The following is a 13,489-nucleotide window of genomic DNA, read 5'->3' as shown; positions in this document are numbered from 1 at the left end:
CCAGTTGCCCCAATGGCTGCCCCCAGAGCTGCGCCAACAAGCCCACGAGCGTGGCTATGCCAACCAGTTTGAAGCCAGCCGCATCGCCATCCCCTGGCGGCCGCAGTTGCAAGACGGCAGCGGCGCGGGCCTCAACCCCCGCCACACCGGCCCCGGCCTGATGACCGCCACCGTGGTCGGCCCAGACGGCCACACCCAAGCCAGCGGGGCGGATGAGCTGCACATGGACGCCCTGGGGCGCGTGCGCATCCAGTTCCCCTTCCAGCGCCATGCGGCACAAAGCGGCAGCGCGCTGCCTAACACCAGTGCCAGCAGCACCTGGGTGCGCGTGGCCCAAAGTGCCGCCGGGCCGGGCATGGGCACGCAGTTCATCCCCCGCATCGGCCAAGAGGTGATCGTCACCTTCTTAGACAACGACATCGACAGGCCCGTCATCACCGGCACGCTCTACAACGGGCAAGGTGAAGGAGGCAATGCGCCAAGCCCTGGCGGGGTGAACCAAGACAGCGACACCAGCGTCTTCGCCCACAGCGCAGACCACCAGCCCAGCGCCCAAGGCAACCTCATGGGCGCAGGCCACAGCCCCGCCTGGCATGGCGCAAGCCCGCACAGCCACACGGCAGGCGTCCAGGCCAACCCAGCCGCACTCAGCGGCTTCAAGACCAAAGAGTTTGGCGGCCAAGGCTTTAACCAACTGGTGTTTGACGACACGCCAAGCCAACTCCGCACGCAGCTCGCCACCAGCCAGCACGCCACCCAGCTCAACCTGGGCCACTTGGTGCACCAGGCCGACAACCACCGGGGCAGTTTCAGAGGCCTGGGGTTTGAACTGCGCACCGACGCCTATGGCGCCATACGCGGCGGCCAAGGTGTGCTGATCAGCAGCTACGGCCTGCCCGAGCAAGAACCCGCCGGCGACAACGTGGCGGGCCAAGCCCTGGCCAAACAGCTCCAAGCCCTGGGCCAGAGCTTCAGCCAAGCCGCAGCCACCCACCAAGCCGTGAAGCTGGCTGGGCACGAAGGCACAAGCGGCCAAAGCGAAAGCAGCCTGAGCCAAGAACACGCCCCCTTCAACGCCCTCTACATCGCCTTGAGCGGCCTGGTGGGCCAAAGCTGGGAGCAAGCCCAAGGCGACGCCGCCAGCATCAAAGGCACCCAAGACAAAGCCCAAGCGCTGCCCCACGCCACCGCCCCCGTCATCGCCATCAGCGCCCGCGCAGGGCTGGTGCAGACCGCCGGCCAAGACCTCCACACCGCCGCCGCCGAAACACTCACACTCGCCGCAGGCCAACACAGCAGCGCAGCCACCGGCGGGGCCTTGCGCATCCACAGCGGCCAAGCCATCGGCATGCTGGGCGGCGCCATCAAGCCCGGCACCGAAGCCGCAGGCACGGGCTTGAGCCTCATCGCCGCCCAAGGCGACCTGAGCCTGCAAGCCCAAGCCAGCACCCTGCAAGTGGCCGCCAAAGGCAGAGTCAACATCCAAAGCGCCAACAGCCACATCGACTGGGCTGCGGCCAAGAAGATCTCCCTCACCACAGCCGGTGGCGCCAACATCACCCTAGAGGGCGGCAACATCACGGTGCAGTGCCCAGGGACCATTACGGTGAAGGCGAGTGTGAGGAAGTTTGGGGGGCCGAGTCGAGTGGGGTATGACCTGCCTACTCTGCCCAAAGCGGACATGACCACCGATCGTAAGTACCGCTTCTCGATGTGACCGCTGACGGATTAACGCGAATTCAACGATGCTGATCAGCCCGCCCTTTTTGCCTGCACGTCTTCAGACCGAGACAGAGAGTGCTTGGATAGACCGCTGCATGTCTGGCGGAGTGCCAGGAGATGGCGCTTTCCCGGTGAGCTTCGGCCTGAGTTGGCACGGCGGCTTGCACCTGGATGCGCCACTCACAGGTGGGCAGGCTGAGCCTGTTCGCGCCATCGCCGATGGCGAGGTCCTCATCGCACGTCAAGCCAGCCCTCAACCGCCAGGCCCACTGTCTCCCACGGACCCGCAGGGCTATGGTGGGTGGACCGATAACGGCGTAGTGGTCATTCGCCACACCACCGAGATAGGCGAAGGGCCTAACGCGTCGGTGACGTTTTTTTCCGTTTACATGCACCTGAGCGCGCTCGACCCTGCCATCAAAGCCAAGAAGCAGATTTACCGCAAAGACAAACTGGGCACAGCCGGGCAGATTTATGGGGATAGCCGCCGTCGCATCCACTTCGAAGTCTTTTGTGACGACGCCAATGTGCGCAAGTTTTTGGGGTGGCAGAGCGGCGACTTGGCCTTAGCCAATGACGGCAGGCGCGACGCCGTCTATGGCGGCCTTCATTTCGTGTTGCCAGCAGGCGCCCAATTCTTCAATCAGAAGCCCTTGGACCACGTCGTTCAGGCGCACATTCAGCCACCGCCACTCAAACCCAACGGGCCACTGCCGCCCAAGGTGGCGTTGCAGCCGATTTATACGAGCACAGCTTCGGATAGCTTGGTCGTTGTGATGCGATATGCCTGCGGAGAAGGCGCAGAAGGCCACCGTGGCAGCGCCTTTCTCAGCACGCTTAAGCTAGACGGCTCCGCTGTAGGTAGCGCGCCCGAAGAGGTGGATGCGGAATACAACCTCTACAAGCGAGCCACGGACATTTCTAAGGCCTACCCAAAAGGCGGGCAGCCTGCCCCGAGTGCGGTGTACGAGTTACTGCGCTTTGGCCGCATCGTGAACACGCCTGAAGAAACTTTGACGCCTGCAGATGTGCCGCATTGGCGCAAGGTGGCGTATCCGGGCGGCACCGGCTGGGTCAATCTCAATGCGTCGGGGGTGCGCAAGTTCAGCGATGCTGACTTCCCTCATTGGATGGGGTGGAAGTTGATCGACGACAGTGCCGGGAGCGCGGGAGGCGACAGTCGCTGCGACTCCGCCACGATCAAAGGTTGGCTGGATGTCAATGCAGACGGCAAAGTGACCTTGGCGGAAGCCGAGGGGCGGCTGAGAGACTCCGCGGTCATCAGCAAGCTCTCCAAAACGATCTGTAAGTTCCCAACCGAGTGGGATGCCAACACGGTTGAGGCACGCTGGGGCTGGCTCAAGACCAAGACCGAAGAGAACGCCGAGCCTTTCAACGAGACTGAATTTGGCCTACTCGCGGCGCACATCCAGAAGCTGGCGTTTTGGTCGGCAGATATTGGCGTGGGGTCAGCTGTTTGGCATTGGCAGCCTAGAGAGTTTGTGAAACATTTCAGAGGCTGCCAGTGGATCAGTAAGGCGGAGTGGATGAGGGTCTACCCTGAAAAGACATACTCTGATGTCGGGAAGGCCAGGGTTGATATTTTTGAAACATACACCGCACCCTTAAATAAAGTTTTCAGAAAATACTCAATTCTGCGTGCGAACCGGATGGCTCATTTTTTTGGCCAGAGTGCGCAAGAAACGTACTATTTCTTGCTGGTTAGAGAGGCATCCATAGGGGTGAAACCAGCAATTTTAAATAATCACATCTCCATTCGATCAGAGGTCAATGGATACCTCACGGAAACAAAGGACAATAGGGATTCTTTGAGTTATTTCGTAGTCCCCGGAAGGAAGGGTTATTACGAGGGTCGTAAAGATCTAGGCAATACCAGTCCAGGCGATGGCTTAAAGTTTAGAGGGCGCGGCATGAAGCAACTGACCGGTCGCTATAACTATGCCCAGTATTGGGTTTATAGGGGATGGATCCAGTCATCAAGCTTTGATGCACAGTGGTTCAATAATGGCAGAACTGCTCCCGAAATTACGAATCCACAACTTGCAGCTGACAGCCCGTATAACGCTGTAGACACAGCAGGGTTTTATTGCGCGGCCCACAAGACAGCGCGGGCGGCTGATCGAGGGGTAAGTCAAGCCGCTTCTGATGCGGTGTCTGCACTAGTCAACCCATATGAAAAGCCCCCTGCTCCATTGCGATTCAGCCAAGCAATTGGCGCATACAAGGTACTTGGTGATGATTAAATTCGCCTCATTTTTAGTTGTTTTATTCCTGTTCGCCTGCTCCAGTCCCAAGGCTGTTGGTTTTGATGTTCGGCCAGCGCCACAAAATTCCATAGAAGTCGAAAAACTTGGAGCAAGAAAGAGTGCACGTCTAAATCACCGTGTCGATGCCTTTGAGGTCAAATGCGACAAATCCTTAATTGTTGTATGGGGGGAGGCCCCCCCTCTAAAGAAAGTGGGCTCAATTCCATTTAATGGAGTGACCATCATTAGCTTGACAGATATGCGGCCATTGAGCAGCTTTACTCTGTCGAGAGGACCCTTTGAGGTTAAGTTCACAAGAGACGGTTCAGCAATACTGATTGATGAATCTCTCTTTGATATCAAGAGCAGGAAGATGACTGATCAATCAGCAGATTCAATAGAAATTTCATTGTTAGATAAATGCACAGATTTTAAAGGTAAATATTTCGGAAGAATCGATTCCATGACCGGCAAGCTTCTGCCCAATCCGCAATAACAGAACGAGTGGGTTGAAGATGGTAGGGCCGTATGAGGTTTAAGATGCGACACGCCAACCTGAGCTAAGTTGCGAAGAACAGAGACCATGCGGAAACAATGAAAAAATTGACACTATGTCTTTTGCTCGCCATGATCTGGTCGAAGTCGCACGCCGGAGCGGATTCCGATGTGATTTGCTATAAGCAGTACAAACCACAGACCAGTCGCTTGGCTGCTTTGACTTTCAGAACATATTTCGATGGAGATTTAAAAGAATATGTCAGCGGCTTGGTTATTTATGAAAAATCAAAAACATCTATTCCTATTGTTTTTGAAGATGAACAGTCAATAGATAGTAAAAAGTCTGGAGTTACGGAGTACAAGCGAAGTTGGCTTGAAATTGTTGATGGGAAAGTGATCGGTCGCTACATTGAAAATGGCTCAGACAACGGGAATCAATTTGGAAGGTCTCTTGACTACATTAACTTTAGAAACCGATCTACGGTGAGTTTTTTTTTCGACTGATGCATGCCATCATCAATGACTTGGGCCCTGACGCAAAAGACCAGCTTTCGACGAGCTGGTGGACTGCACTTTCGCCGAGATGACTTTCTTACCTGCCATTCAACTCGGGTATCTATTTTGAATGGGCGTGAGCAGTGGAATTCTGTGATCACGACCAGCCTAGCGATATATGCAGCCTCCGCCGCAGCGGCATTGGCGGTCAAGGACAACCTACCGCTTCAGCGCCGCAAAGACCTGATAGACCCGGCCCTCAGTATCGATAAAGCTGCTTTCGAATGAAGCCCTACTTCCTCTGCGCACCTCTATTGAGTTTGGCGCTCACGGCCTGCGATAAGAAACCCACCACGCCCAACACGCCAGTGCGCACCACGCCCGTGACCGCCACATCGCTCGCCACGGCGGCCCTAGTGGCCAGTAGCCCTGCCGTGGCCGTGCAAGCACCGAGTACGGATGCGCTCGGCTGGGTGCGAGCATTGGCTCAAAACCCGAGCATCCTGACCCAAAGCTGGGCCCAGATGTCAGCCTTGTTCCCGGGCTGCCAGAAGCCGCCGGGCACTAACGACTTGAGCTGCCCGCCCACGGCAGGCTTGACCCTAGCGTCGGTACAGGATGGCGGCTTGGGCCTCATCGATTTGGAGCTCTCCGCTCCCATCACCTGCGACAGCCTGTACCAAGCCGTGAAGGCCGAGTTGGGGGCGGGCGAAGTGGGCAGCGACACCTGCGATGTGCGCTGGAAGCTGGCCCCCAAAGTCAAAGGCGGCTACGCCTCGATTTCCAACGACCCCAAGGCGCCGCAGCGGATCTTCTTTCAGCTCGCGATGGAGCAAGGGCCCTGACCGTCCAGGGCAAGGCCGCATCGTCGCCCCCGCCCATTGGCCCTTATGATCGCTGTACGGTTGAGGTTCTATACCCTGACCTCCACATCAAAACTCATTGAGGAGCGCGCGTGGCACGTTCACTGGGCAAGGCGGCGGCGCAGGGCGAGCCGGTGTTGATTTACATCCACGGCATTGGCGATCAACCCCCGCTGCAAAGCCTGAAGGCTCGCTGGGATTTGGCGGTCAGCGGGCGCGATCTTCAAGAAAACAGCGCCTTAGCTTATTGGGCCGATCTGCTGCATGCGCCTGACCCTGGTGCGGTGACGGCCCCAGGTGCTCGACGCACACGCGGCGCTGGCAGCACCATTGACCTGAACGCTGCGCTCAAGCCCTATGCGCTCAACGGGGACCCGGCCTCTGAAGCCCTGGCTCGCCGTCTGTTGAGGCGATTCGGCATTGACGCGATCGACAGTCGGCGGATGAGCACCAAGGTGTTACCCCTGCCTTCCTGGGCGCGCAAGCCGATCAGCCGCGTCTTTTTGACCGCATTTTTGGGGGATGTTGCGGCCTATTTTTTCGGGAACAAGGACGGCCGCCCGCTGCGAGACATCGCCCAAGAACGCCTGCGCAAGCAACTGCTGGCCGCCAAAGGCCGCCCCATCACTTTGGTGGCGCACAGCTTGGGCTCGGTCATTGCCTTTGAGGTGCTGAGCCAACTCAAACCCAGTGACGGGGTGCAGTTGGAGGCCCTGATCACCCTGGGCTCGCCGTTGGGCCTGGATGAGATTCAAGACTTTCTGCAGCCCGAGGGGCGGAAGGTGCCCGCCCTCGTCAAGCACTGGCTCAACTTTGCCGACCCGCTGGACCCGGTCGCGGCGGACAAGGCCGTCACGGCTGACTTCATCGCTGGCCCCGGTGTGATCTTGAAAGACGAACTCATCCTCAACCGCCAGAGCCAACAGCTGTGGGGCTTCAACCCTCATGCGGCAGAAGGCTACCTGGCCCACCCCACGGTGCGGCGCGCCATCCACACCTCGGCCCGCATGGATTCCATGGCCCGCTTTGTGATGGCCCGCGACGTGGCGGAGCGCCTGGCCGCAGAGCCCCAAGTGCGCCACCCGGTGCTGATCGAGGTGCTGGAACCCGGCTACGCGGCCCTGAACGAAGCCGACGCTGACCTGCAGGCTATGGAGCGCCAAGCCGCAGAGCCCATCACCCTGGCCAGCCGTGTGCACAACGCCGCCGTGAAGCTGCACAAGATGCTGCTGAACATGCAGCACGACCCCAAGGACGCCCGCATCGACGAGCTGCGCCGTTTTGTGGCCGCACACCTCACCGCCGACGAGCTGACCAGGGTGGCCGAGCAGCACAAAGAGATGCGCGTCTATGCCGTCTGGCGCAGCAGCAGCAAGCGGCGCCTGACCGACAGGCGCTCGCACGCCGTCATCAAATCAGACGCGGCGCTGGCCAGCTTCTCGGCCAGCGGCCAAGGTGTCACCTGGGCCGTGCTCGACACCGGCATTCAGGCCAACCATCCGCACTTCAAAGCCACCCGGCTGACCGTCTACGACTGCACACAGGTCGGCCCGCCTGTGCTCGTCAAGGCCGCCACCGACAAGGACGGCCATGGCACCCATGTCAGCGGCATCATTGCGGGGCAATCCAGCCCTGGCGAGTTGGCAAGCGCCGGCAGCGAACATGACCTTCGCGGCGTAGCGCCCAAGGCCTCTTTGGTGGTCTACAAAGTGCTGAACGACCAAGGCCAAGGCGAAGACGCCTGGATCATCAAAGCGCTGGACCACATCGCCCACACCAACGCCAACCGGGCCGATGGCTTGGCCATCCACGGGGTCAACCTTTCTTTGGGCGGGCCTTTTGACCCGACGGTGTATGGCTGTGGCTTTTCGCCCATCTGCGCCGAACTGCGCCGCCTGTGGCGCGACGGCGTGCTGGCCGTGGTGGCCTGCGGCAACGAAGGCCTGCTGCAGGTCAGCACGCCCGACGGCGTGGCCGACCTCAACAGCCCGATGTCGGTGGGCGACCCGGCCAACTTAGAAGAATGCATTGCCGTGGGCTCGGTCAACGCCGACAAGCCGCACCTCTACGGTGTCTCTAGCTTTTCATCGCGCGGCCCCACTGCAGATGGCCGCCCCAAGCCCGACGTAGTGGCCCCCGGCGAGCGCATCCTTTCTTGCAACGCCCGCTGGCAAGGCAAAGACCAACAAGCCTATCTGTACGAAAGCGGCACCAGCATGGCCGCCCCCCATGTCAGCGGCCTGCTGGCCGCCTTCTTGTCCGTCCGTCGCGAGTTCATCGGCCGCCCAGATGAGGTGAAGAAGATTCTGCTGAACACCTGCGTGGACATCGGGCGGGATCGGTATCACCAGGGCAAGGGGATTCCGAATTTGATGCAGATGTTGTTGACGGTGTAGCGATGCCCCGCCTGCGGTTACCCCGCCTGCCCAAGCCTGTCTCGGTGCATTAAGCTCTCGTTCATGAACCTTCTCCTTGCTGAAGACGATGCCATCTTGTCGGACGCCCTCTCAGCCCAATTATGGGCAGTGGGCTTTGCGGTGGAGCATGCGCCCAATGGGGCGGTGGCGGAGTTCTTGTTGTTGAAGCAGGCCTTTGATGTGGCGGTGCTGGACCTGGGCTTGCCCATGGTGGACGGGCTGACGGTGCTCAAGCGCGTGCGGCTGGCCAAGCCGGATTTGCCGGTGTTGGTGCTGACGGCGGCTGACAGCCTGGAGTCGCGCGTGGCGGGGCTCAATGCGGGGGCGGATGACTATCTGACCAAGCCCTTTGACTTCCCCGAGCTAGAGGCTCGCCTGCGGGCCTTGTTGCGCCGCGCGCGCAGCAGCCCGGCCAACACGGCGGCACAGTGGGGTAAGCTGAGTTTTGAGCGCGACGCGCGCCGCGCCAGCATTGACGGCGAGCCCTTGGACCTTAGCCCGCGCGAGTGGATGCTGCTGGACCTGCTGCTGGGCCAGCGCGATAAGGTCGTCACCAAAGAGCAGATCGCCACCGCCTGGGGCTCGGACCCGTCTGAAGCCGCCAGTCCAGGCTCCATCGAGGTCTACATCCACCGCCTGCGCCGCAAGCTGGAAACCTCGGGCTTGGCCATTCGCACGGTGCGGGGCTTGGGCTACTTGCTGGAGTCGAACGACTGAGGGGCGGTGGGCCGGTGGCTGCAGCGTGCCCAATTGGCACCGCATGCGCGGGTTTGTTAAGCTTGCGTTCATGAATTTAAACACCCTGCCCGGCCTCACGGCCGACCTGCCACAGTGACCCGCACCAGCCTGCTGCGCCCGCACTCATTGCGGCGCCAATTGCTGCTGTGGCTGCTGGTGCCGCAGGCGGTGCTGTGGCTGGCCGGGGCCTTTGGCAGCTATGTGCTGGCCGCCCGCTACACCAACCAGGCCATTGATGCCAGCCTGACCCAGGCCACACGCTCGCTGGCGCGGCAGGTCAAGCCCATGGGCAACGGGCTGTTCATCGACTTTCCACGTGCAGCGCAGGACATCATTGAGTCTGACCCCGACGACCGGGTCTACTACATGGTCAGCACCCCGCCCGGGCAGTTCATTCTGGGCAATCAGAACCTCACCTTGCCTGAGGTGAAAGGCACGCCGCGCCTGAACGAGCCGCTGCTCTATGACGGCCGGGTGGACGACAAACCCGTGCGCTTGGCCGCGCTGTTTCTGGCTTATGGGGATGAGGACCAGCCGCGCCAAACCATGCTGGTGCAAGTGGCGCGCGGGCTGAAGAGCCGCGAGACCCTGGCCACCGAAATCTTGCGCGACATTGCCCTGCCGCTCTCCGCGCTGATGGTGCTGATGTCCATGATTGTCTGGGCCGGCATTCGGGCGGGCTTGGCCCCGCTGGAGCGCATGCGCAAGCAGGTGGAGGTACGTGCACCCAATGACCTGGCGCCGGTGCAGTTGGAGACCGCGCCCACCGAGCTGCATTCGCTGGTGGTGGCCTTGAACAGCCTGCTGGCCGCCGTGCAAAGCAGCATGGCGGCGCAGCGCCGCTTCATCAGTGATGCGGCCCATCAGTTGCGCACGCCCCTGGCCGGGCTGAAAAGTCAGACCGAGTTGGCCCTGAAAGAAACCCAAGACCCGGCCTTGAAGGCGCGGCTTGAGCGGGTGCACCAAAGCGCCTCGCGCAGCGCCCATTTGGTGACCCAGTTGCTGACCCTGGCGCGGGCCGAGCCCGAGTCCCATGCGGCCCTGGGCCGCACCCACTTTGACTTGGCGCGTCTGGCCCAAGAAGTGACCGCCGACATGGTGCCGCGTGCCCTGAAAGCCGGGGTCGACTTAGGGCTCAGCGAGGACAGCTCAGACGTCGCGCTGCCTGTGCACGGCCATGCCCTGCTCATCAAAGAAGCGCTGGTGAACGTGATCGACAACGCCATCCGCTATGCCGGGCGTGGCAGCGAGGTGACCGTGCGTGCCCATGCCCACGGCGCCTGGGCCGTGCTGGACGTGGACGACAGCGGCCCCGGCATTGAGGCCGCCCAACACGAAGCCGTGTTTGAGCGCTTTGTGCGCCTGAGTGCCGGCGCCCAGAGTCTGGGCCTGAATGACGATGGCTGTGGCTTGGGGCTGGCGATCGTGAAGGAGATCATTGAGCGCCATGCGGGCTCGGTGCGGCTGCAAAGCCTGAACCCGCAGGGCTTGCGCGTCTCCTTACAACTCCCGAAAGATTCATCAACAGAACATTAATGTTAGTACCTATCTTTAACTTATTAATGTCTCATTAACATTGCATTCGTGCTGCACAACAGCGGCCGTGGGCAAGAGCCCTTCCACCATGCAAACGGAGACATTGATGAAATTCCACGTACGAACCCTGTTGTCGTCTGCCGCCCTGCTGGGCTTGGGCGCCGTGTCCATGAGCGCCCAGGCGCTGGACTACAGCGGCTACTTCCGCGGCGGCCCCGGCGCCACCAAGTCGGGCACGGCACGCGCCTGCTACCACCTGAACGACGGCGCTGGCAACGGCATTGCGCGCGGCCTGAACTACCGCCTGGGCAATGAGTGCGACATCTACGGCGAGTTCCAGATCGACCAGAAGTACGTCAAGGACGGCATCGAGTACAGCGGCACCATCATGGTGAACCACTACTCCAACTCCACCGACCAAAACGGCAGCGGCTTCAACTTCGAGCAGCTCTACGCCGAAGCCAAGGGCTTTGACGTGATGCCCGAGGCCAGCTTCTGGATCGGCAAAGCCCGGGGCCGCCGGGGCGATGTGCACATCGTCGACTGGTTCTTCACCGACATGAAGGGCGTGGGCGCCGGCGTGAAGGGCATTGGCGTGGGCAGCGGCAAGCTGGGCTTTGCTTGGTACAAGACCGACGGCGACCAAACCAAGCCGGGTAACCGCCTGAATGTGGAAGTGCTGGGCCTCAACAGCAATGAGAACGGCAAGGCCAACCTGTTCTTCACCGCCACCAAGGGCCAGTTCGACGGCGGCACCGGCGGCTTTGGCGCCAGCTTGCGGCACGACCAGTCCAAGCTCTTTGGCACCGGTCTCTCCAACACCTTGTGGCTGCAAGTGGCCACCGGCTCTGCCAGCCTGGAGTCCAACTTTGGCGACCTGACCCGCAAGTCCTCGGCCAAGAGCCTGCGCATTGTGGAGAGCATCAACTGGCAGTCGGGCGCTTTTGGTGGCCAGGCCATTGCGCTCTTGGGCAGCTCTGAAGACAACGACGGCAAGAAGACCACAGCCTCCACCTTGGGCGGTCGCGTGTCTTATGGCGTCAGCAAGAACTTCAAGCTGGTGGCCGAAGCGGGCGTGTCGCAATACAAGCCTGAAGGGGGCGAAACGGCCCGCCTGACCAAGGTGACGATTGCGCCCACGCTGTCGATCAACAGCGACTTTTGGAGCCGCCCCGAGCTGCGCCTCTACGTGACCCACGGCAAGTGGAACAAGGCCGCCGGTAACGTCACCGGCCAAGCGGGCTTCGCGGACAAGACTTCGGGAACCAGCTATGGTGCTCAAGTCGAATGGTGGTTCTGAATTAACAACATTAGGAGACCGACATGAACAAGACAATGACCCTCAACGCCCTCGCCCTGGGCGCCCTGCTGACCTGCGCCGCTGCCGCCCACGCCGGTGAAGTGGAAGTGTTGCACTGGTGGACCGCCGGTGGCGAGGCCAAGGCGGCGGCTGCCCTGAAGGCCACGCTGCAAGCCAAAGACCACACCTGGAAAGACTTTGCCGTGGCCGGTGGCGGCGGTGACTCGGCCATGACCGTGCTGAAGTCGCGCGTGGTCTCGGGCAATGCCCCGGCCGCCGCACAGATCAAAGGCCCCTCGCTGCAAGAGTGGGCCCGTGAAGGCGTGCTGGCCAATATGGACGACGTGGCCAAAGCCGAAAAGTGGGATGAGTCTCTGCCCAAGGTGGTCAGCGACATCATGAAGTACAAGGGCAACTACATTGCCGCGCCGGTTAATGTGCACCGCGTCAACTGGCTGTGGGCCAACCCCGAAGCCTTCAAGAAGGCTGGCGCCAAAGTGCCCACCAACTGGGACGAGTTCTTTGTGGCCGCCGAGGCCCTGAAGAAAGCCGGTATCACCCCGGTCGCCCATGGCGGCCAGAACTGGCAAGACTTCACCACCTTTGAGGCTGTGGCCCTGGGCGTGGGCGGTGTGGAGTTCTACAAAAAGGCCCTGGTGCAACTGGACCCCGCCACGCTGAACAGCCCAACCATGGAAAACGTGCTGAGCACCTTCAAGAAGGTCAAGGCCTACACCGACAAGAACGCCCCCGGGCGCGACTGGAACCTGGCCACGGCCATGGTGATCAAGGGTGAAGCCGGCATGCAGATCATGGGTGACTGGGCCAAGGGCGAGTTCATTGCCGCAGGCAAGGTGCCGGGCAAAGACTTTGTCTGCGCCCCTGCCCCCGGCACGGCCAAGAGCTTCACCTTCAACGTCGACTCCTTCGCGCTGTTCAAGCTGAAGAAAGATGCCAACGTCAAGGCCCAGAAGGACCTGGCCACGGCCATCATGTCGCCGGAGTTCCAAGAGCTGTTCAACCTGAACAAGGGCTCCATCCCGGTGCGCTTAGGCATGAAGATGGACAAGTTCGACGACTGCGCCAAGACCTCGTCGGCAGACTTTGTCGCCACGGCCAAGTCGGGCGCTTTGGTGCCCTCCATCGCCCACGGCATGGCCGTGCCGTCGGCCGCTGAAGGCGCCATCAAAGATGCGGTGAGCCAGTTCTGGAACACCGACAAGATGAGCGCCAAGGACGCCATGGCCAAGATCGTGGCTGCGGCCAAGACCAAGTAAGCGTCTTGCGCCCAGGGCAGCGCTGCGAAGCGCTGCCCTTCCCCTACACCGGCCGCAGCCCTTCGGGGCCTGCGGCATGAGACCGGCGGCCCATGTCAGCACCTTCCGCACTCCGCACCCCCTGGCTGCCCAAGCTGGTGGTGGCGCCCTCTTTCATCCTGTCCTTCCTGTTCATCTACGGCTTGATGGCCTGGAATGGCTATCTCTCCGTCAGCGCCTCGCGCCTGCTGCCCAACTACGAGTTTGTGGGCCTAGCAGGCTGCTGAAATACCGACCGGTTGTGATGGTCGAGCGAGGCGCAGCGAGGACAATGTGAGCATCTCGATCTGAGAGAGACCTATGCGCGGCGCCGACACCTTCACCGAGAGCCTGTTCA

The 13,489-nt window shown here is 61.0% G+C and carries 10 protein-coding genes and 1 pseudogene; all 11 read left to right on the top strand.

What is annotated here, in order from left to right; all coding sequences use genetic code 11:
- A partial coding sequence (locus ACIQ3Q_RS21205) for a type VI secretion system Vgr family protein (protein ID WP_396271223.1) occupies positions 1-1,717 on the top strand: 1,717 nt, incomplete at its 5' end.
- A gap of 28 nt (positions 1,718-1,745) precedes the next feature.
- Positions 1,746-3,986, top strand: coding sequence for a hydroxyethylthiazole kinase (locus ACIQ3Q_RS21200; RefSeq protein ID WP_396271222.1), 2,241 nt, complete (start codon positions 1,746-1,748; stop codon positions 3,984-3,986).
- Positions 3,979-4,485, top strand: a complete 507-nt coding sequence (locus ACIQ3Q_RS21195; protein ID WP_396271221.1) for a hypothetical protein — start codon at positions 3,979-3,981, stop codon at positions 4,483-4,485. The genes ACIQ3Q_RS21200 and ACIQ3Q_RS21195 overlap by 8 nt, the downstream gene beginning before the upstream one ends.
- 131 nt (positions 4,486-4,616) lie before the next feature.
- Positions 4,617-4,991: a hypothetical protein gene (locus ACIQ3Q_RS21190; protein ID WP_396271220.1), complete on the top strand. Its 375-nt coding sequence runs from the start codon at positions 4,617-4,619 to the stop codon at positions 4,989-4,991.
- A 275-nt stretch (positions 4,992-5,266) separates the two neighbouring features.
- Complete coding sequence (locus ACIQ3Q_RS21185; protein WP_396271219.1) at positions 5,267-5,827, top strand: hypothetical protein; 561 nt, start codon at positions 5,267-5,269, stop codon at positions 5,825-5,827.
- A 110-nt stretch (positions 5,828-5,937) separates the two neighbouring features.
- Positions 5,938-8,241, top strand: coding sequence for a S8 family serine peptidase (locus ACIQ3Q_RS21180; protein WP_396271218.1), 2,304 nt, complete (start codon positions 5,938-5,940; stop codon positions 8,239-8,241).
- Between the two features lie 63 nt (positions 8,242-8,304).
- Positions 8,305-8,979, top strand: coding sequence for a response regulator (locus ACIQ3Q_RS21175; RefSeq protein ID WP_396271217.1), 675 nt, complete (start codon positions 8,305-8,307; stop codon positions 8,977-8,979).
- A gap of 114 nt (positions 8,980-9,093) precedes the next feature.
- Complete coding sequence (locus ACIQ3Q_RS21170) at positions 9,094-10,536, top strand: sensor histidine kinase (RefSeq protein ID WP_396271216.1); 1,443 nt, start codon at positions 9,094-9,096, stop codon at positions 10,534-10,536.
- A gap of 106 nt (positions 10,537-10,642) precedes the next feature.
- Complete coding sequence (locus ACIQ3Q_RS21165) at positions 10,643-11,836, top strand: maltoporin (protein WP_396271215.1); 1,194 nt, start codon at positions 10,643-10,645, stop codon at positions 11,834-11,836.
- Between the two features lie 35 nt (positions 11,837-11,871).
- Positions 11,872-13,113, top strand: coding sequence for an ABC transporter substrate-binding protein (locus tag ACIQ3Q_RS21160; RefSeq protein ID WP_396271224.1), 1,242 nt, complete (start codon positions 11,872-11,874; stop codon positions 13,111-13,113).
- A 92-nt stretch (positions 13,114-13,205) separates the two neighbouring features.
- Positions 13,206-13,367, top strand: a pseudogene (locus ACIQ3Q_RS21155) (sugar ABC transporter permease); the annotation flags it as partial.
- Between the last annotated feature and the right edge of the window lie 122 nt (positions 13,368-13,489).

The organism is Ideonella sp., assembly GCF_044358605.1.
In the GTDB taxonomy this organism is placed as follows: domain Bacteria; phylum Pseudomonadota; class Gammaproteobacteria; order Burkholderiales; family Burkholderiaceae_C; genus Ideonella.
This window is presented reverse-complemented; position numbering and strand designations above follow the sequence as displayed.

Coding starts and splice junctions, on each gene's coding strand:
- ACIQ3Q_RS21200 (WP_396271222.1), top strand. CDS start 1,746: ATGCTGATCAGCCCGCCCTTTTTGCCTGCACGTCTTCAGACCGAGACA.
- ACIQ3Q_RS21195 (WP_396271221.1), top strand. CDS start 3,979: ATGATTAAATTCGCCTCATTTTTAGTTGTTTTATTCCTGTTCGCCTGC.
- ACIQ3Q_RS21190 (WP_396271220.1), top strand. CDS start 4,617: ATGATCTGGTCGAAGTCGCACGCCGGAGCGGATTCCGATGTGATTTGC.
- ACIQ3Q_RS21185 (WP_396271219.1), top strand. CDS start 5,267: ATGAAGCCCTACTTCCTCTGCGCACCTCTATTGAGTTTGGCGCTCACG.
- ACIQ3Q_RS21175 (WP_396271217.1), top strand. CDS start 8,305: ATGAACCTTCTCCTTGCTGAAGACGATGCCATCTTGTCGGACGCCCTC.
- ACIQ3Q_RS21165 (WP_396271215.1), top strand. CDS start 10,643: ATGAAATTCCACGTACGAACCCTGTTGTCGTCTGCCGCCCTGCTGGGC.
- ACIQ3Q_RS21160 (WP_396271224.1), top strand. CDS start 11,872: ATGACCCTCAACGCCCTCGCCCTGGGCGCCCTGCTGACCTGCGCCGCT.